Here is a 16,548-nt window from a genome sequence, read left to right as displayed (position 1 = left end):
GTAGCGTACACCACGCTATTCTTGCGCCATGCTCGACAAAGTCATCAGCACAGCAGCGGCCGCGGTCGCCGACATACCCGACGGCGCGTCCGTCGCCGTAGGCGGGTTCGGCCTGGTCGGCGTACCCGAGGTACTCATCCGCGCCGTCCTCGATCAAGGTGCGACCAACCTGGAAACGGTCAGCAACAATTGCGGCACAAACGGATTCGGCTTGGGAATGCTGCTCGCCGAACATCGGATCCGCAGGACCATCTCCTCATACGTCGGGTCGAACGAAGAGTTCGCCCGGCAATATCTGTCCGGTGAGCTGGAAGTCGAATTGACCCCACAGGGCACACTGGCCGAGCGGATGCGCGCCGGCGGCGCAGGGATACCGGCGTTCTTCACCCCCGCGGGAGTCGGGACACCGGTCGCCGACGGTGGTCTGCCCTTGCGATACGACGGAACCGGCGGCGTCCTCACGGCCAGTCCGCCAAAGGAGACCCGCGAGTTCGACGGCACCACATACGTTCTCGAACACGGCATCGTCACCGACTTCGCCCTCGTGCACGCATGGAAGGGCGACCGCCACGGCAACCTGGTCTACCGCCGCAGTGCCCGCAACTTCAATCCCCCGGCCGCAACCGCAGGACGGATCACCATCGCCCAGGTCGAGGAACTCGTCGAACCAGGCGAGATCGACCCCGACGCAGTGCACACCCCCGGCATCCACGTGCAACGCGTGGTGCACGTCGGCAAGGTCGAGGTAGGCATCGAGAAGAGGACGGTACGCCCATGAGCTGGACACGCGAAGAGATGGCCGCACGCGTCGCCGACGAACTCGAGAACGGGCAATACGTCAACCTCGGTATCGGCATGCCCACGTTGGTCCCCAACTACATCTCATCCGGCATCTCGGTCGAATTGCATTCGGAGAACGGAGTTCTCGGAGTCGGGCCCTACCCCACCGAGCACGAACTCGACCCCGAACTCATCAACGCCGGCAAAGAGACGATCACCGTCAACCCCGGCGCCTCGTACTTCGACTCCGCCGCCTCGTTCGCCATGATCCGCGGCGGCCATGTCGACGTCGCAGTACTCGGCGCAATGCAGGTCAGCGCCACCGGCGATCTGGCCAACTGGATGGTCCCGGGCCAGATGGTCAAGGGAATGGGAGGCGCCATGGACTTGGTCCACGGCGCCCGCAAGGTCATCGTCATGATGGAGCACGTCACCCGCAAAGGCGCGCCCAAAATCCTCGAGCACTGCACGTTGCCCCTCACCGGAAAGGCGTGTGTGCAGCGCATCATCACCGACCTCGCCGTCCTCGACATCACCGACAACGGACTCCGTTTGGTGCAACTGGCACCCGGCGTCGGTATCGACGAACTCCACGACAAGACCGGGGCAACAATCCTCGTCGACAGCGTCGTGTGAGCATGTGGGTGTGGTTGCAGACCACGCCCAGCACAACGCATCCAGCCACATCAGCCGGCGGTGAACCGGCCGATGTGGCTGAATGTCTTTGTGCTGACTACTTGATCGAAGAACCGTGTTTGGCCAACGGGGTGACCACGATGTCCATGTACGGGAACAAGGGCAACCCCCAGAGCAGGTCGTTGAGCTCGTCGGGATCGGCGACATCAAAGATGCTGATATTGCTGTATTGACCGGCGATGCGCCACAGGTGAACCCACTTGCCCTGCCGCTGCAGGTCCTGCGAGTAGGCCTTTTCTCGCGCGATGGTCTCGCCCCGCTCATCGGGGTCGAGGTCACGCGGAATGTTCACATCCATACGAACATGGAAGAGTGCCAAAGGTTTTGTCCTTTCGGTTCGAGTGTTGTCACTCGCGGGTCAGCGAGTTGACGACGTCCATGTCGAGCTCGACGCTCAGCCCGGGACCTTCGGGCAGCGCGACCGCACCGTTCGAATACCGCAATGGCTCTTGTAGCAACTCGACCGAGAACAGCAGCGGACCGAACAGTTCGCTTCCGTAGTTGATCGCAGGCTCCGAACACGCGAAGTGGATCGACGCGGCGGTACCGATCGGGCCTTCGATGGAGGTGGCACCATGGCACGCAACACCGGCCGCCTTGGCGATCGCGGCGATCTCCTTGCTGCGTTGCAGACCACCACATTTGGTGGTCTTGACTGCGATCACGTCGGCCGCACCCTGGCGCACCACATCGAGTGCGTCGTGTGGGGTCTGCACACTCTCGTCGGCCATCACAGGGATCGGCAGCAGGTGATTCAACTCGGCGAGCACCTCGATCTGTTCACCTGGCGTGGGTTGTTCGATCAGCTCGACGCCACCATCGGCCAGAGCCGGTAGATACCGCAACGCGGTGAACCGGTCCCACCGGGCATTGATGTCCACCCGTACCCCCGCCCTGCCTTTGAGACCTTCTGCGATGGCAAGGACTCGCGCCGTGTCGTCGGCCGGCTCGATGGCGCCCATCTTCAGTTTGAAGCTGAAGTGCTCTCTGCGGTCGAGCTTCTCGGCAGCCTCGGCGAGGATCTCCTCGACCGGCGCGGCCCCCAGCGCCCACGTGACATCGATGCTGCTTCGAAATGCACCACCCAGCAACGTGTGTACCGGCACATCCAGACACCGCGCCCACGCATCGTGCAGCGCTATCTCGATAGCGGCCTTCGCGAAACGAGCACCTGCGACCACACGCTCGATGTCGAGCATGATCCCGGTGATGTCGTCTACGGTGCGGCCCACCAGCACCGGGGCGATGTAGCGGTCGACGAGGACTTTCATCGTCTCGACCGACTCACCGCCCCACCACGGCCCACCTGGGACAACACCCTCGCCCACCCCGGTGACCCCACCGTCGACACGAACCGACACCAACAGGATCGGTTGGGCGTCCATCGATGTGGTGGCGAACTTGTGTGGGCGAACAAGCGGGACGTCGATGATGCGAGTGTCGACGCCGACGATCTTCAGATCCGGCACAGCCCGCTTACCCGGCTGCCGGGTCGAGTACGAAGTCGTAGGTGACCCGGTTGATCCCGTCGTCACCCGAGGTCGGTCGCAAGACGAGTTCGGGCTTGGTGGCCGAGGCGACATCACTGTCGAGCCACTCCCCACCGTCGAAGTACAGCTGCGTGGTCACCGATTCGTGCTCCGGTGCCGACACGATCAGGTGCAGATGCGCCGGTCGCCAGGGGTGGCCATTCTGGGCCGCGATGAACGCACCGGTCGGGCCGTCGGTCGGGATCTGGTACGGCGCAGGCTGAATGGTCGTCACCTGGTAACGGCCTTCACCGTCGGTGATGATCTTTCCGCGCAGGTTCCACTCCGGCAGATGATCGGCGAACTGCGAGTAGTAGCCATCGGCATCGGCATGCCACAACTCGACGATCGCCCCGCCGATACCTTTGCCGTCCAGATCGGTGACCTGACCGGAGAAGACGAGAGGGGTCTCCTTCGTGTCGACCTCACGCATCGGCAGCGTGCACACCGACGGCAACTCGGGAGCATCGGCCACGTAGTACGGCCCCTCGATGCTGCCCTTGGTGCCCTTACGGCTGCGCGCAAGGACTTCTTCCACTGCGTGCTCGATGAACACGTCGAGGAACAGCGGCCACTCGCCGCCCTCGCCCACATCGATGAGCCACTGCTTGAGCACACGATATTCCGGATACGTGACGTTGTGATCGAGGATCACCTTGTGCAGCGCGCTCAACGCGTCTTTCGCGATGGCAGCAACTCGTTCCGGCGAGGTGTCGGCACTGACCCGCTCGTTCTTGAACTTGTCGGTGGCGGCAGTGCCAGATCCCACCGCGGTGGGGCTCTCGTGTTCGGTGGTCGTCATGTCGTGTCTCCTGCTCAGCAGATAGTTAAGAGGTGTGACCGCTATGCGTACAGGGCTGTCGCAGTGCGTACGTACACTGTGCGTCCAGTCACAGGTGATGTCAAGCACCTGAATGCTCATCCACCGCGGTAGAGCCGACGAGCCGCGACATCGTTCGTCGACTTGCCCTTATCGAGTGGCACTGCAACACAATGTTATTCGACGTCGATCGGCATCGTCCTAGCCTCACGGTCATCGGCAGACCCGATACTCCCTGCGTCTCCCTAAGGGAATTCCCAATTGCCTCGCATCTGTGACAGCAGTCACGATCACGTACGCAGAAGGTCAGCCATGTACGCATCGCGTACCCCCACCTTGGAGTTTCGATGAACTATCTCAAAGGGCATGCCAGCCCCCTGGATCACCGGAGTCGTGGCCTGTCCGCGCCGACGGCAGAGGTACCCCATGACCGTGCATGAACACCCCCGCGCCGATCGCGCGGACTACTACGCGCTGAGCAAAGAGCGCACTCGACTCACACTCACCCTGAGCGCAGCAGTGTTGGCTTTCTTCCTGCCCCTGCCCGTTCTCGGTGGATTCACCTCTGTACTCGACGGGGTGCTCTTCCAGGGACTCACCGTCGCGTGGGTCTATGCGTTCGCCCAGTTCGTCGTCGCAATCGTCGTCGCCCGCTGGTATTCGCATTGGTCGGCTCGGTTCGACCAACGACTCGCGGCCCTGACCACCGGAGAGACCAGCTCATGACACTTTCTTCAGCACTGCTCTTCGGCGCCCTTGTGGTGGTCACCCTGATCATCACGTGGTGGGCGTCCAAGCGGAACAAGACAGCGGCCGACCATTATGTCGCCGGCGGTCGACTCTCCGGCAGACAGAACGGCGTCGCGATCGCAGGTGACTTCATCTCGGCCGCATCATTTCTCGGTGTGACCGGAGCCATCGCGCTCACCGGATTCAACGGGTTCTATCTGGCTGTCTTCGTCCCGATCGCTTTCCTGCTCGCGATGTTGATCGTCGCCGAACCCTTGCGCAACCTCGGACGTTTCACCCTCGCCGACGTACTCGCGACGCGCTTTCAGGGGTCGGCCGTCCGCTCGGCCATGGCCACCAGCACCGTTGTGATCAGCGTGGTCTACCTGGTTGCGCAGCTTGTCGGAGCCGCGCTCATCGTGTCGCTGCTGTTCGACATCAAGTACTACGTGGCCGTGCTCATCATCGGCGTTCTGACCACGGCGTACACCATGATCGGTGGCATGCTGGCGACCAGCTGGATCCAGATCATCAAGACGGGACTTCTGATCTGCTGTGCGGTCGCGATGTTCCTGCTGGTGCTCTTTCGGTTCGACTTCAACCCCCTGGGCCCGTTCTCGTCGGCGCTCAGTGAGTTCGGCAAGTCGTTTGTCGGCCCGGCCCGGTCGTCGGACATGGCCTCGTTCGATCAGCTGTCGCAGATCGTCGGGCTGGTCTTGGGTGTGCTCGGCCTGCCGCACGTGATGATCCGCTTCCTCACCGTCCCGGATTCGAAGCAAGCCAGATCATCGGCCTACACGGCGATCTGGGTCTTCTTCGCGTTCTATCTCATGATTCCGATCCTCGGTTACGGAGCCGCCAACATCGTCGGACGTGAGGACATCGCCAAGGAGAACAAGGGCGGAAACCTGGCCGTGGCGCAGCTGGCCGAATCACTGGGTGGCTCACTGCTTCTCGCGTTCGTGGCCGCAGTCGCCTTCGTCACCATCCTCGCCGCACTCTCCGGTCTGGTCATCGCCACGTCGGGCGCGATCGCCCACGATCTGTATGCGCAGGTGTTCCGGCGCGGCAAGGTGTCCGAGGTGGGCCAGCATCGCGCCGCCCGCATCGCCACTGTGGCCACATGCGCCATCGGCGTCCTCATCGCACTCGCGGCAGAGAAGCAGAACGTGGCGTTTCTGGCCTCCCTCGGAATGTCGATCGCGGCATGCGCCAACCTGCCGGCGCTGCTGTTGACGATGTACTGGCGCCGGATGACCGCATCTGCGGTGATCAGCGGAATCGTTGTGGGACTGACGTTGTCGATCGCGATCATCCTCGCGAGCCCGGCCATCCACGGCCCCGATGCGCCTCTCGGCTTCTCCAACCCGGCTCTTGTCGTCGCGCCGATCGCGCTCATCGTGTCCATCGTGATCGCGTTGATGACGGCACCACGCGGAGACCGGGCCAAAGACGCCACCGAGACGTTCGACGACATGCGGATCACCGCGCTCACCGGCAAACCGCCCGTGGTGCGGACACCGGATTCCGCCCAGGTCAGCTGATCCGGGCGGCAGCCGCCGACCTCTCGACACCAGGCACCTCCCGCCCGGGCACCCAGCCCGCGGGAGGTGTCTTGTGTTGTGGGCGGCCCAGACCCTCCGACTTCATGCAGTCCCTCCGGCTGCAACCGGAGGAAGTCGCCACAGTCGGAGGTTCTGGCCGGCGGACCGCGAGCCTCAAACCCGCTGACGCACAGTTCCCTCCGACTCCATGCAGTCCCTCCGACTGCACCCGGAGGAAGTCGCCCAAGTCGGAGGGTCTGGCCGACACACCGCGAGCCCCACACCCGCTGACGCACACTCCCTCCGACTTCACGCAGACCCTCCGACTGCAACCGGAGGAAATGGCCCAAGTCGGAGGTTCTGGCCGGCGGACCCAGTTCCTCCGACTTCGTGCAGACCCTCCGACTGCAACCGGAGGAAGTCGCCGGAGTCGGAGGGTCTGGCCACCGCACTCAGTCCCACAACAAAAACGGGCACCACATCGTCGCTACGATGTGGTGCCCGTATCGGGTGGTTGTTCGCTCAGTAGAGCTCGATCACCAATTTCTCCGACAACGCTCGTGACACGCAGAGCGCCATCTGATTCCCCGCGGCCTTGTCTGCCGCAGACAGGCAGTTGTCGCGGTGGTCCGGCGTCCCTTCGAGCACACCGGATACACACGAACCACAGATGCCTTCCTCACAGGACTTGAATACCTCGATGCCGTTGTCCTCGAGGACCTCGAGGATGGACCGGTCGGCCGGGATCTCGAACTCCTCGCCAGTGTCCAGCTCCACGGCAAAGGCCTTGTCGTCACTCGAGTCGATCACCGTCGCGACGAAGTGCTCGGTGTGAACATGATCCTCTCCGACCACCGGTGCGAACACCGCCGCGACCTGCTCCATGAATCCGTCCGGACCGCAGGTGTAGACGTGGGTCGCGCTTGTCGCGGTTGACGCCACGTCGGCAAGCACACCGGGCTGCTCCGACCGCGGTGTCCCGAAATGCAGGTGCACGCGCTCAGAGAAGTCGACCCGGTTCTCCAGCAGGTCCACGAATGCCGCCTGATCACGCGATCGGGCGAAGTAGTGGAGCTCGAATTCCTCTCCCCACGAATAGATCTCGTAGGCCATGCTCAGCAACGGCGTCACACCGATGCCTCCGGCAATCAAGATGTGCCGGTCAGCGCCCTTCGCGATCGTGAGCAGATTTCGCGGCTCGCTGATCTTGATGTGGTCGCCGGTGCTCACCTCGTGCAACGCCACCGAACCGCCACGGGACTTCGCTTCCCGCTTCACGGCGATCAGCAACGACGACGGGTCGCTCGGTGGGCTGCACAGCGAGTACTGCCGCAGCACACCCGTGGGGCCCACCACGTCGATGTGGGCGCCCGCCTCATACCGGACGAACGGGGCGCCGTCCTCGCGAGTCAACCGAAGAGTGCGAATGTCCGGCGTCTCTTCGACGACCTCCGCCACCCGCACGAGCACGCTCATAGCAGGAATCCGGCCGCCGGGACCTCGTCCCTGCCGTCGATGAGGCGAATCACCTTACGGACGATCTTGTCTTCCTGCGCAGTTGCCGCCACCCGAATCGTGTAGTCGACGTTCGCAGCCCAGATGTCATGCCTGCCACGCTTGTACGCGATCAAAACCTGCGCGGCGCGAACCTCGACGGTGGAGCCGTCCTCGGTGTCGACAACGCCGGCCGGGACGAAGCGCGAGACGGTGCGCGCTGTCGTCGCGGAATCGACCGCCGCGATCGCGTAGCCCTCGGTCATCCGTGTCACGCGCAACTGACGCATTCGGGCGTCGTCGTAGACCATGTTCAGGCTGTTGGCGAAGTCTTCTTCGTCCGGGTCGATCGGGATGACGTAGAGGGCATCATCGGAGTAGAGCTGCTGCCAGGGCTCGTACGATTTCTGGTCCAGTAGTTCGGCCTCGCGCGCGATGAGGTCGGTGGCCCGCACGATGCGGGGATCCGTTGTCGGCACGAAGGAGACAGGAAGATCGCGCCCCTCGGTGGCGGCTGCCCACGCCCCCGGCTTCGGTTTCGGCTTGGGCTTCGGGGTGGTGACCGTGTCAGTCATCGCTCATCATCTCCTTCCATTTGCCGTATGCAGCGCGCATACCGGTTTCGTCTGTGACGTGTGAGGTGGGCCAGCCCTCGGGTGAGAGCTGTTCCCGGCCGAGACCACGATTGACCATGATCGGCAGTTCGGGTCCGCCGATTGCGCCCCGCTGCACGCGGTCCCAGCCCTCCGCGTCGTCAGGGGTTCCGAAACCAAAGGGGCCCTGGAAGTGCTCGTGCACCCTGAGCCGCTCACGGTTGACCGGGCCGACGATGTCAGCCGGGCCGTCCGATCCGAGCGCGACGTGTTCGATCCATGTCTCGTCCACCGAGATCGGCCGGATGACCCGGAAGAACGAGATCGACATCGACACATTCGGGAACAGGTTGAGGTTGAACCCTGTTCCGTGCATGGCCCGCACCAGCTTTCGGACCGCCGAGTCGTCGAGACCGGCCGACTTCAGCTCGGAGACCAGGCCGTCGAAACGCGCCTGCAGGGGCTCGCTGCCGTCGTCGATGTCGAGATCGGAGTGCTCGGGCACCATCTGCATGACCGAGTGACCGTTGCCGAGGTCGTGAGTGATGGCCGCGGGGTCGGTCATGAAGCTCATCATGTCCGACGTCTCGGAGTCGACCGAGGCCATCCACGAACGGTGGACGATCGGGAAATGATAACCGTCGGTGGTGTTCTCGAGCTGGATCTTCCAGTTGCCCCGGAACTTGAACCGGTGCGTGCCGAGAACCTTGACGGGGTAACCGCCACCCTGCTTGAAGAATCTGTCCATCCAGAGTTTGGCATCGCCCAGGAATTCCTCGAGAGGCGAAGCATCGTGGTCGAGCGTGGCGAACACCATGCCCGCGTACGACTCGGTCCGCAGCTTCTTCAGGCCCATGCCTTCTTTGCCCATGACGTCTTCGTAACCGTCGGGGTAGGGAATGCCGCGTAGCGTTCCGTCCAGTCCGTATGACCATGCGTGGTAGGGACAGGTGAAGCCATTGGTGGTGCCCGAACGCTTTTCGCACACGCTGGCCCCGCGGTGACGGCACCTGTTGAGCAGAGTGTGGATGTTGCCCTTGCGGTCTCGGCTGACGATGACAGGCTGGCGTCCGACGTGCGTCGACTTGAAGCTGCCGGCCTTGGGGAGCTCACTCTCGTGTGCAACCCACACCCATGTCTTCTCGAAGATCTTTGTCATCTCGAGCTCGAAGATCTCGGGGTCGGTGTACATGCGGCCCGCTACGCGATCTTCGCGCACCAGGTCGGCGGGAGGGAGGTCAAAGACCTTCTCCGCGGAGAAGTCGATGGTCATCGGTGATCGCTCCAGTGGATAGACTATGTGCATCGCAAGACGAAACAGGTTGTGACACTGCGGCACCGGATGCGCACACCTACCGCGATCTTGCGACTTCTCGCACCTTCCCCGCCCACGGTACGGGGGCACGGCCTGGTGCGAAATCAGAAAAGACACAACCTCGGGTAGGTGATTTCCTTACCCCGCAGTGGGCCCGGACGAGCCTCTTCCGCCGTAGACTCGGGCAGTGGCCGGCCGCATGCTCAGCCAGCGACAGAGCCGAACTCGTAGATGCCACAACCCATGCGAGGAAAGATCCACGGAATCGAAATGACCTCAACAGCCCGCACCGCCACAGCCGGCGAGCACCGGATGACCCTCACCTGTTACAACGACACTTTCGGGTACGGATGGCGGCACGTCGATCTCTTCACCCGCGACGCTTCCGGCCGGGAGCTGAACTGGGTCCACTGGACGGTGCCGGCCGACGGGCCTGACGCCGCCGACGCGGTGACCGCCCGTGTCGAGCCGACCCTGCGGCGCACTTCTGACTGGCGGCACAAGATCAGCGCCGGCGGTATGGACTACTGGGAAGCCGATGCAGTCTGGGCGGACGACGACGTATAGGCGCCCCTCACGAACAACGCCCCCGGATCCGCTCGAGATCTCGGGGGCGTTTGTTCTTCGGACCGAAGATTCTGCGTGAGAACGGCCCTCAGGGGTTCATGACCACGGAGGTGGACGGGTAGCTCTCGGCGAACTCCTCGGGCAGCGGCGCGATGAAGACGTTCTCTGTGCGGGTCCTCGATATCTTCCAGGCCCCGGACTCTTTCCGGAACGCGTTGTTCAACCGACTCGACCGCAGCAGACTCCTGCCGTCGGAGAACAACCACGGCTGCATGTGGATCCAGTGACCCTCTGCTGTGTCACCGTCGACGTGGATCTGCTCCGAGGTGAGGTAGTGCGCGTTCAACAGCAGGGCGGGATCTTGCTTCTCACCCCAGAAGTTCTGGAAGTGGGCCCGTATTGCATCGCGGCCCACCGCGCGACCGAACTGACCGTTGTAGTACTCGCCAACTCCTTCCCACACGGCGTCGGCGGTGTAGAGATCGACGATCGCGTCGATGCGCTGGGCGTCATCGACTATGCCGGGGTCAGGGCAGGGCGTGTCGCACAAGAGCATGTAACGTGCCTGCAGTCTTCGTATCTCGGCCTCTGCTTCGAGTACCTCGACGCGTGCGGCGAGGGCCGCCAACGCTTCGTCACCACCGGCGTCGGTCGTGTTCGTCGTCATCGTCAGCTCCTCCTCATCCGGCTTCCAGCACGCGGACGACTGCCCGCGCCTCGTCCAGCCAGTTGTTGATCGTGGACCCCGTGCTCTGGGGCGGAAGCTGGCCCAGGCGCAGCGTCAATGAGTACTCGCCGGCAGGGTCTCGCACCGGTAACACGATCGAGCCGACGTCGTAGACCTGCTGCTCGTCTACCTCGCGTACCCGATAGTCGACCGATGCCCGGCCGATCGATTCGCGTATGTTGCGCTCCTGCGATGGGGTCAACCGACCCTTCTCGTAACGTTTTGTCGCGTCCCGCATCTCGTCGTACGCCGCGCTCCCCTCCACGGGCAGGAACGACAGCAGGTAGCCATGCTCGCGCACGAACTCGAGCCGCATCCGATGCATGTCCTTGACGTCTGCACTTGCTTCGCGCAGTTTGTCGACCCAGCGCTCCTGCTCCTCGATGGGCCGGGAGAAGACGTAGCTGTCCCCGATCGGCGGGACCATCGGCACCCGGTGGGCAAGCCCTTCTTCTCGGTCGACTCCTACGCCGGTGGCAGACAACACGGTGGCCATCTCGTCGCAGCTGACCGCGGTGAACACCGACACCTCGCATCCGATCGAGTTGGCCAACGCCTCGACCTCGGCACGAGCACCGTGAGCGGCGTGGATGGCAGGCAGGATCTCGTGATCCATGCGTGCCATCAACGACGTGGAGACGAAACTGCCGTAGCCGCCCTGAAAGAAGATCAGAGGCGACACCGGATTCGCCACCGCCATGTCGTTGACCCGACACAGGACGATCCAATGATCGCCCGCCTCAACGGTGTTCCAGATCGTCGTGTCGATCCATGCGATCGATTCCGACAGCACGGGATCGCCAGACGGCGAGGGGAACCATTCGATGCCATCGAGCTTGTTCTCCCAACGCTGCGCGATGGTCAGCACGATGTCTTCCTGCTCTCCACCCAGGATGTTGATGCACAGCGACGAGCACTCACGCATCTTCGCAAACGTGCGCGAGGTCATCATCGGCATGAACGACACCAGAGGCGGATCGAGAGACACCGAGTTGAACGTGCCGACGACCATCGCGAGGATGTCGCCTTCACTGTCGCGGCCGGTCACCACCACGACGCCGGTCGGGTAGTGCCCCATCACTTCTCGGAACACGTGCGGGTCCACCGGAGCCGTAGCGGGATGGGACATGATTGCCTTCCTGTGGGCAGGATGCGAGTTTGAAACTGTGCTGGCAGCAACGTATTGCTCACCTCCCCTACACCGGTAGGAGAGAAATCTTTACTGTTCCCCGTCGCCGCGGGCGGGCACACTGGCGGCACCGGATATGAAGGAGACAATGGTGATCGCTGAGCACCTGACACGGTCGATCGAGGATCAGGCCGCCGCCGTCGGCAACGGTGACGTGACCGCCGAGGAACTCGCCTCGGCAGTCCGCGGACAGATCGAAGGCGCCGAATCACGTATCGCGGCTTGGGTTCACCTGTCGACCGAGACGATGAACGAAGCACGCGAACGAGACCAGGACCGGGACCGGGACCGGGACAACGGCGCCCTGCCGCTGCGCGGGATCTCCGTGGGGGTCAAAGACCTCATCGACGTCGCCGGAATCCCTACGCGCGCCGGATCGTCGACCACGTCGGCCGACCCTGTCCTCGCCGATGCGCCGTGCGTCGCCCGGCTACGCGAGCTCGGTGCCGTGGTCCAGGGCAAAACCGTCACAACCGAATTCGGGTACTTCGCACCCGGTCCGACACGAAATCCCTTCGCGATCGATCACACGCCCGGCGGTTCTTCCAGCGGTTCCGCCGCTGCTGTGGGAGCCGGCACCCTGCCGCTTGCCTTGGGTACCCAAACCGCAGGGTCACTCACCCGGCCGGCGTCGTTCTGCGGCGCGGCAGGAATGGTTTTCGCGCACGGCACAACCGACCTGGCGGGTGTGTGCGGATTGAGCGAATCGCTCGATTCGCTGGGGATGCTCACCCGTACGGTGTCCGACCTGGCGTACGTGTACTCGTCGTTCACCGGCCGGGAACTGCAGCCGAGCAGCACAGACAGCATCAACACCGTATTCGTCTGGGATGGAACGGCACTCGGGGACATCGAACCGCCGATGGCGCGATTGATCGAGCAGGTGCCCACGCTCCTCCGTGAAGCAGGCCGTGCGACTGAACGTTTGGAGTGGGACGATCAGGTGCGTGAGCTCGCCCGAGATCACCTCACCGTGATGGCCCATGAAGCGGCCATCACGCTCGACGCCGTGTACAACCAGCACTCCCGAACTCTGAGCGATCCCCTTCGACAGCTGATCGACGACGGCCGGAACACATCAGAGGGTGACCGTGATGCGGCCCTCGACCGACGCGAGCGTGCGCGAGCGCAACTCGTGGACCGCATGGGGCGATCGATCATCGTCGGGCCGGCAGCACTCGGACCGGCACCCGCCGGCCTCGCTGCCACCGGATCGCCTGTGTTGAGTCGGCCGTGGCAGTTACTCGGGGCCCCGGTAGTGACCGTCCCCGGTGCACGTACTGTGGCCGGTCTTCCACTCGGACTGCAACTCATCGGCCATCCTGGCCACGAGGGCGAGCTCTTCGACGTCGCGATCGCCCTCGAAGCCGTACTGAGGGCTCTGCCCCCGGTTCAGGACTGACGCGCAGCAGAGAGGGTAGAGTCGACTCGTCTCCATTGCCAGGTTCGAGATGCGGAGATCCGAGGAGAAATGTCCGATCAGCCAACCGATGACCCACGACCGGCAACGGTCTACGTTGTCGATGACGATCCCGAACTCTGCGAGTCGGTGGCTTGGTTACTCGACAGCATCGGCATCACGCCGCGGATCTTCCACAGCGCCGACGAGTTCCTCTCGGCGTACAACGGCGACCACGCGGCGTGCATCGTGCTCGATGTCCGGATGCCGCAGATCAGCGGAACCCGCCTGCAGGAGAAGCTGACTGCGTTTGCGCCCCACGTGGCGATCATTTTTGTCTCCGCCCACGGCGACATCCGGATGTCGGTGAGTACCCTGCAGGCCGGGGCACTCGACTTCCTCGAGAAACCATACGAACCGCAGCGCCTGCTCGACGCGGTACAGGCCGGCGTCGAGAAGGCCGACAGCAGGTTCCGGCAGTTCCGTCTGCAGCAGGCGGTGCAGGTCAAGGTGGCGTCGCTGACACCTCGCGAACGCCAGATCCTCGCGCTGGTTGTCGAGGGGCTACCCAGCCAGAACATCGCCCGCCGCCTCGGGATGAGTGTCAAGACGGTCGACGTGCACCGCGCGCGGATCAAGAGCAAGACCGACGCGGACAGTATCAGCACGCTGGTGCGTGACGTCCTGCGCTTCGACGTCGACATCGCCGTCGACCACGACTAGAGGCTCCTAAGTCGCTGTCGTTCCCTCGGCAGGTCAACGAAGGTAGAGACCGCCGTTGACGTCCCAGCACGCGCCCGTGACAAAACTCGCGCCGGCAGAGGTCAGCAAACTGACCACGTCACCGATGAACGCCGGGTCGCCGAGCCTGCCGACCGGGATACCCGCGATCACCGCATCCAGCTTCTCGGGCGGTACGGTTGCGTGAACCACCGGAAGATCATGTGGGCCAGGCGCTATGGCGTTCACCGTCACCCCCTGCGCTGCGAGCTCTCGGGCAAAGATCTTGGTGGCCGTGAGGATCGCGCCTTTCGACGACGCATAGTGCCCACCTGTCGCGGTCCCACCGTTCTGACCGGCCAGCGAGGCCATGTTGACGATTCGGCCGTACCCCTGCGCGGCCATCGCCGCACCGAATATCTGGCAACCGAAGAAGATGCTGTTGACGTTGGTCGTCAGCACCCGCGTGAAGTCCTCCTCGCCGAGGGTCATCAGGTCGGCCGCCTGGGTGACTGCGGCGTTGTTCACCAGAATGGTTGGTACACCCCAGAGTTCGCGGCACTCGTCGAGCACGCGGGCGAACTCTGCTCGATGGGCCACATCCAGTGCCACCGCACGTGCGGTGGTGCGGTCGGGTGACAGTTCGGCCGCAAACGACTCGGCCGCATCGACCGCGATGTCGGTGAGGAGAACTCGATGACCGTCCGCGTGCAGTCGGCTGGCAATGTGGCGGCCCATTCCCCCTGCCGCCCCGGTCACCACCGCGATACCGGTCTGGGTGGCGTGCTCGTCTCGCATCATCGGTTCACCTCGTGGTCGGCGCTCGTGTGGTCAGTCAAGTGCGACGTCGTCGCGAATCGTCAACTCGCGGCCCATCCGGGCCTCGATCTTGAAGTACTTCCACAGGGCGTACTCGCCGATCATGGTGGTGCGAAGCAGGTTGCAGGCTTCCTTGACCGTCGGCTGATCACGCACATCGGCCAGCACGTAACACGTCCACGGCCAACCGTCCGACGGTCCCACCATGTGCGAATCGTCGTCGAACGTGCCGATGATGTCGACGCCGTCCATGTTCTTGAGGTTCGACAGCATCGTCGAGATGGCAACCCAGACGGGGCCGATCTCGGACTTCGGCAGGTCGAAGAAGTTCTGGTTGTTGCCGATGCAGAAGAGTGTGCGTAGCGGCTCGGTGGCCATGATGTCCTACTCCTTGGTCGAGGTGAATGTTGCTGCTGCACAATGCCTGGGGAAGGCAGGGTTCAGGGGAAGCTGGGAATCCCGGCGTCCAGTCCGAGGATCAGCGCGCCGGCTGCCTCGTACGTATGGGTCTGCAGCATGGCGTGCTGTGCGGGGACAAGTGCGTCCTGCACATATCTCTGCAGTGGGTGGGTCTCGTAGATCGCGCCGGTGCCCGCAAGGTCGAACGCCTGCAGCACCACAGCACGCCCGACATGCGCGGCGTGTGTTGCACACAGCCGCAACATCGCCCGGTCCGTGTCCGAGATGGGCTCATCGGCAACAGCTTTGCGCCATACCTGCTCGCTGGTCTCGTAGAAGAAGGCGCGCGCCGACCGCAACTCCGCCTCTGCCTTGGCAACTCCCGACTTGTAGGCGGGCCGATTGCCCTTGGCCTCACCGCCGGTGATGGACGACTTGGCCGCCCCCACCTCGATGACGTGATCGAGAGCTCCCCTGGCCGCGCCCAGCGCCACCACCGCAAGCACCTGCGCGGCGTAGGCCAGCGACGGATACCGGGTGAGGGGTTCGTCGACCTGCGGAGCCCCGCCCCGGACGAAGGTCATCTCGTCGGGGACGAACAGCCTCTCAGCGCGGATCGAGTGGCTTCCGGTGGCCTTCATCCCGGCCACCGACCAGTTGTCGACGATCTCCACATCGTCGGGGTGGACGAGGGCGGTCAGTGGCTTGCCTCCGGTGTCCGGCCCACCGACGAGTCCGATGCCCAGGATGTCCGCGCCACGGCATCCGCTGGCGAACTGCCATACGCCCGAGCAGACGAAGCCACCGTCGACCTTCTCGGCCTTCTGCATCGGGAAAAGACCACCGGCATAGGCGACATCGGGCCCTTCGGCATAGATCTTCTCCTGGGTCTCGACGGGCAGAGCCGCGAAGTAGACCAGTGCTGAACCGAAGCTCGAGACCCATCCCGTGGCCGGATCGACAGCGGAGATACGCTCGATCAGTCGCATGAAGTCGGCGGGCGGCACTGGCTCACCGCCGAACGCCGCTGGCGTGGAGGCCCGATAGATCCCGGCGCGCTTGAGGAGTTCGATGTAGTCCTTCGGCACAAATCGCTGCTCGTTGAACTCGTCGCGACGTGCTCGGAGCACCTCGAGTGCGTGATCAAAAGCCGCGTCTCGTGCCGGACCCGCCGGTTCCGCGGACACCTTCTGCGTCACGCTCTCGGTCGTCATCGCTGTCTCCCATT

The 16,548-nt window shown here is 63.8% G+C and carries 18 protein-coding genes; 7 read left to right on the top strand and 11 right to left on the bottom strand.

The features are described 5' to 3' along the window. The first annotated feature begins 28 nt into the window (after nucleotides 1-28). Together WIMU1_RS05495 and WIMU1_RS05490 are read left to right on the top strand one after the other, a co-directional pair. Entirely contained in the window at nucleotides 29-778 is a 750-nt protein-coding gene (locus WIMU1_RS05495) for a CoA transferase subunit A (protein WP_062795420.1), read from the top strand. Next, the gene (locus tag WIMU1_RS05490) at nucleotides 775-1,416 is read left to right on the top strand and encodes a CoA transferase subunit B (RefSeq protein WP_062795419.1); all 642 of its coding nucleotides are present in this window, start codon (nucleotides 775-777) and stop codon (nucleotides 1,414-1,416) included. Before WIMU1_RS05495 ends, WIMU1_RS05490 begins: the two co-directional genes overlap by 4 nt. Before the next feature lie 97 nt (nucleotides 1,417-1,513). Here WIMU1_RS05490 and catC read toward each other — a convergent pair whose 3' ends face one another. Genes catC through catA form a run of 3 tightly spaced genes read right to left on the bottom strand, consistent with a single transcriptional unit; the run spans nucleotide 1,514 to nucleotide 3,807 of the window. Next, a complete protein-coding gene (gene catC, locus WIMU1_RS05485) occupies nucleotides 1,514-1,795 on the bottom strand; it encodes a muconolactone Delta-isomerase (RefSeq protein ID WP_023957138.1) in 282 nt (93 codons plus the stop codon). Between the two features lie 28 nt (nucleotides 1,796-1,823). Continuing rightward, nucleotides 1,824-2,945 carry a muconate/chloromuconate family cycloisomerase gene (locus WIMU1_RS05480; protein ID WP_062795418.1) on the bottom strand — a complete coding sequence of 374 codons (1,122 nt, stop codon included), beginning with the start codon at nucleotides 2,943-2,945 and terminating at the stop codon, nucleotides 1,824-1,826. Between the two features lie 7 nt (nucleotides 2,946-2,952). Further along, nucleotides 2,953-3,807: a catechol 1,2-dioxygenase gene (catA, locus tag WIMU1_RS05475; protein ID WP_023957143.1), complete on the bottom strand. Its 855-nt coding sequence runs from the start codon at nucleotides 3,805-3,807 to the stop codon at nucleotides 2,953-2,955. A gap of 444 nt (nucleotides 3,808-4,251) precedes the next feature. Between catA and WIMU1_RS05470 the strand changes: the two genes are divergently transcribed. Next, on the top strand, nucleotides 4,252-4,551 hold the full coding sequence (locus WIMU1_RS05470) for a DUF485 domain-containing protein (RefSeq protein ID WP_062795417.1): 300 nt from the start codon (nucleotides 4,252-4,254) through the stop codon (nucleotides 4,549-4,551). Then, on the top strand, nucleotides 4,548-6,098 hold the full coding sequence (locus tag WIMU1_RS05465; RefSeq protein WP_062795416.1) for a solute symporter family protein: 1,551 nt from the start codon (nucleotides 4,548-4,550) through the stop codon (nucleotides 6,096-6,098). Before WIMU1_RS05470 ends, WIMU1_RS05465 begins: the two co-directional genes overlap by 4 nt. Before the next feature lie 522 nt (nucleotides 6,099-6,620). Here WIMU1_RS05465 and WIMU1_RS05460 read toward each other — a convergent pair. From WIMU1_RS05460 to WIMU1_RS05450, 3 genes are read right to left on the bottom strand one after another with little or no spacing between them, the layout of a single operon-like run. Continuing rightward, on the bottom strand, nucleotides 6,621-7,574 hold the full coding sequence (locus tag WIMU1_RS05460; RefSeq protein WP_062795415.1) for a PDR/VanB family oxidoreductase: 954 nt from the start codon (nucleotides 7,572-7,574) through the stop codon (nucleotides 6,621-6,623). Then, a complete protein-coding gene (locus WIMU1_RS05455; RefSeq protein WP_084248003.1) occupies nucleotides 7,571-8,167 on the bottom strand; it encodes an aromatic-ring-hydroxylating dioxygenase subunit beta in 597 nt (198 codons plus the stop codon). Before WIMU1_RS05455 ends, WIMU1_RS05460 begins: the two co-directional genes overlap by 4 nt. Continuing rightward, entirely contained in the window at nucleotides 8,160-9,458 is a 1,299-nt protein-coding gene (locus tag WIMU1_RS05450; RefSeq protein WP_062795414.1) for an aromatic ring-hydroxylating oxygenase subunit alpha, read from the bottom strand. Before WIMU1_RS05450 ends, WIMU1_RS05455 begins: the two co-directional genes overlap by 8 nt. A 312-nt stretch (nucleotides 9,459-9,770) precedes the next feature. On the opposite strand from WIMU1_RS05450, the gene WIMU1_RS05445 reads away from it, so the two are divergent. Next, nucleotides 9,771-10,067, top strand: a complete 297-nt coding sequence (locus WIMU1_RS05445) for a hypothetical protein (RefSeq protein WP_062795899.1) — start codon at nucleotides 9,771-9,773, stop codon at nucleotides 10,065-10,067. Between the two features lie 88 nt (nucleotides 10,068-10,155). On the opposite strand, the gene WIMU1_RS05440 is transcribed toward WIMU1_RS05445, so the two are convergent. Both WIMU1_RS05440 and WIMU1_RS05435 read right to left on the bottom strand, forming a co-directional pair. Then, complete coding sequence (locus WIMU1_RS05440; protein ID WP_062795413.1) at nucleotides 10,156-10,734, bottom strand: nuclear transport factor 2 family protein; 579 nt, start codon at nucleotides 10,732-10,734, stop codon at nucleotides 10,156-10,158. A 13-nt stretch (nucleotides 10,735-10,747) separates the two neighbouring features. Further along, on the bottom strand, nucleotides 10,748-11,923 hold the full coding sequence (locus WIMU1_RS05435; protein WP_062795412.1) for a flavin reductase family protein: 1,176 nt from the start codon (nucleotides 11,921-11,923) through the stop codon (nucleotides 10,748-10,750). Nucleotides 11,924-12,071: 148 nt separating this feature from the next. Between WIMU1_RS05435 and WIMU1_RS05430 the strand changes: the two genes are divergently transcribed. Both WIMU1_RS05430 and WIMU1_RS05425 read left to right on the top strand, forming a co-directional pair. Then, the gene (locus tag WIMU1_RS05430; protein ID WP_062795411.1) at nucleotides 12,072-13,385 is read left to right on the top strand and encodes an amidase; all 1,314 of its coding nucleotides are present in this window, start codon (nucleotides 12,072-12,074) and stop codon (nucleotides 13,383-13,385) included. A 69-nt stretch (nucleotides 13,386-13,454) separates the two neighbouring features. Then, the gene (locus tag WIMU1_RS05425) at nucleotides 13,455-14,105 is read left to right on the top strand and encodes a response regulator transcription factor (RefSeq protein ID WP_062795410.1); all 651 of its coding nucleotides are present in this window, start codon (nucleotides 13,455-13,457) and stop codon (nucleotides 14,103-14,105) included. Between the two features lie 33 nt (nucleotides 14,106-14,138). Here WIMU1_RS05425 and WIMU1_RS05420 read toward each other — a convergent pair whose 3' ends face one another. The 3 genes from WIMU1_RS05420 to WIMU1_RS05410 all read right to left on the bottom strand — a co-directional run bounded on the left by WIMU1_RS05420 (nucleotide 14,139) and on the right by WIMU1_RS05410 (nucleotide 16,534). Next, nucleotides 14,139-14,903, bottom strand: a complete 765-nt coding sequence (locus tag WIMU1_RS05420; RefSeq protein WP_245969113.1) for an SDR family NAD(P)-dependent oxidoreductase — start codon at nucleotides 14,901-14,903, stop codon at nucleotides 14,139-14,141. 30 nt (nucleotides 14,904-14,933) lie between these two features. After that, nucleotides 14,934-15,299 (bottom strand): hypothetical protein, encoded by a 366-nt coding sequence (locus WIMU1_RS05415; RefSeq protein ID WP_023957167.1) that lies wholly within the window; start codon nucleotides 15,297-15,299, stop codon nucleotides 14,934-14,936. A 62-nt stretch (nucleotides 15,300-15,361) separates the two neighbouring features. Beyond that, nucleotides 15,362-16,534: an acyl-CoA dehydrogenase family protein gene (locus WIMU1_RS05410; protein WP_062795409.1), complete on the bottom strand. Its 1,173-nt coding sequence runs from the start codon at nucleotides 16,532-16,534 to the stop codon at nucleotides 15,362-15,364. Between the last annotated feature and the right edge of the window lie 14 nt (nucleotides 16,535-16,548).

Source organism: Williamsia muralis NBRC 105860 (genome assembly GCF_001598915.1).
GTDB classification, from domain to species: domain Bacteria; phylum Actinomycetota; class Actinomycetes; order Mycobacteriales; family Mycobacteriaceae; genus Williamsia; species Williamsia muralis.
The sequence above is the reverse complement of the archived record's forward strand: the minus strand, read 5'-3'. Positions and strand labels throughout refer to the sequence as shown.

What these genes read in the sequence shown, in the direction of transcription:
- WIMU1_RS05495 (WP_062795420.1), top strand. Translation starts at nt 29, where the DNA reads ATGCTCGACAAAGTCATCAGCACAGCAGCGGCCGCGGTCGCCGACATA.
- WIMU1_RS05490 (WP_062795419.1), top strand. Translation starts at nt 775, where the DNA reads ATGAGCTGGACACGCGAAGAGATGGCCGCACGCGTCGCCGACGAACTC.
- catA (WP_023957143.1), bottom strand. Translation starts at nt 3,807, where the DNA reads ATGACGACCACCGAACACGAGAGCCCCACCGCGGTGGGATCTGGCACT.
- WIMU1_RS05470 (WP_062795417.1), top strand. Translation starts at nt 4,252, where the DNA reads ATGACCGTGCATGAACACCCCCGCGCCGATCGCGCGGACTACTACGCG.
- WIMU1_RS05465 (WP_062795416.1), top strand. Translation starts at nt 4,548, where the DNA reads ATGACACTTTCTTCAGCACTGCTCTTCGGCGCCCTTGTGGTGGTCACC.
- WIMU1_RS05460 (WP_062795415.1), bottom strand. Translation starts at nt 7,574, where the DNA reads ATGAGCGTGCTCGTGCGGGTGGCGGAGGTCGTCGAAGAGACGCCGGAC.
- WIMU1_RS05455 (WP_084248003.1), bottom strand. Translation starts at nt 8,167, where the DNA reads ATGACTGACACGGTCACCACCCCGAAGCCCAAGCCGAAACCGAAGCCG.
- WIMU1_RS05450 (WP_062795414.1), bottom strand. Translation starts at nt 9,458, where the DNA reads ATGACCATCGACTTCTCCGCGGAGAAGGTCTTTGACCTCCCTCCCGCC.
- WIMU1_RS05445 (WP_062795899.1), top strand. Translation starts at nt 9,771, where the DNA reads ATGACCTCAACAGCCCGCACCGCCACAGCCGGCGAGCACCGGATGACC.
- WIMU1_RS05440 (WP_062795413.1), bottom strand. Translation starts at nt 10,734, where the DNA reads ATGACGACGAACACGACCGACGCCGGTGGTGACGAAGCGTTGGCGGCC.
- WIMU1_RS05435 (WP_062795412.1), bottom strand. Translation starts at nt 11,923, where the DNA reads ATGTCCCATCCCGCTACGGCTCCGGTGGACCCGCACGTGTTCCGAGAA.
- WIMU1_RS05430 (WP_062795411.1), top strand. Translation starts at nt 12,072, where the DNA reads ATGGTGATCGCTGAGCACCTGACACGGTCGATCGAGGATCAGGCCGCC.
- WIMU1_RS05425 (WP_062795410.1), top strand. Translation starts at nt 13,455, where the DNA reads ATGTCCGATCAGCCAACCGATGACCCACGACCGGCAACGGTCTACGTT.
- WIMU1_RS05420 (WP_245969113.1), bottom strand. Translation starts at nt 14,903, where the DNA reads ATGATGCGAGACGAGCACGCCACCCAGACCGGTATCGCGGTGGTGACC.
- WIMU1_RS05415 (WP_023957167.1), bottom strand. Translation starts at nt 15,299, where the DNA reads ATGGCCACCGAGCCGCTACGCACACTCTTCTGCATCGGCAACAACCAG.
- WIMU1_RS05410 (WP_062795409.1), bottom strand. Translation starts at nt 16,534, where the DNA reads ATGACGACCGAGAGCGTGACGCAGAAGGTGTCCGCGGAACCGGCGGGT.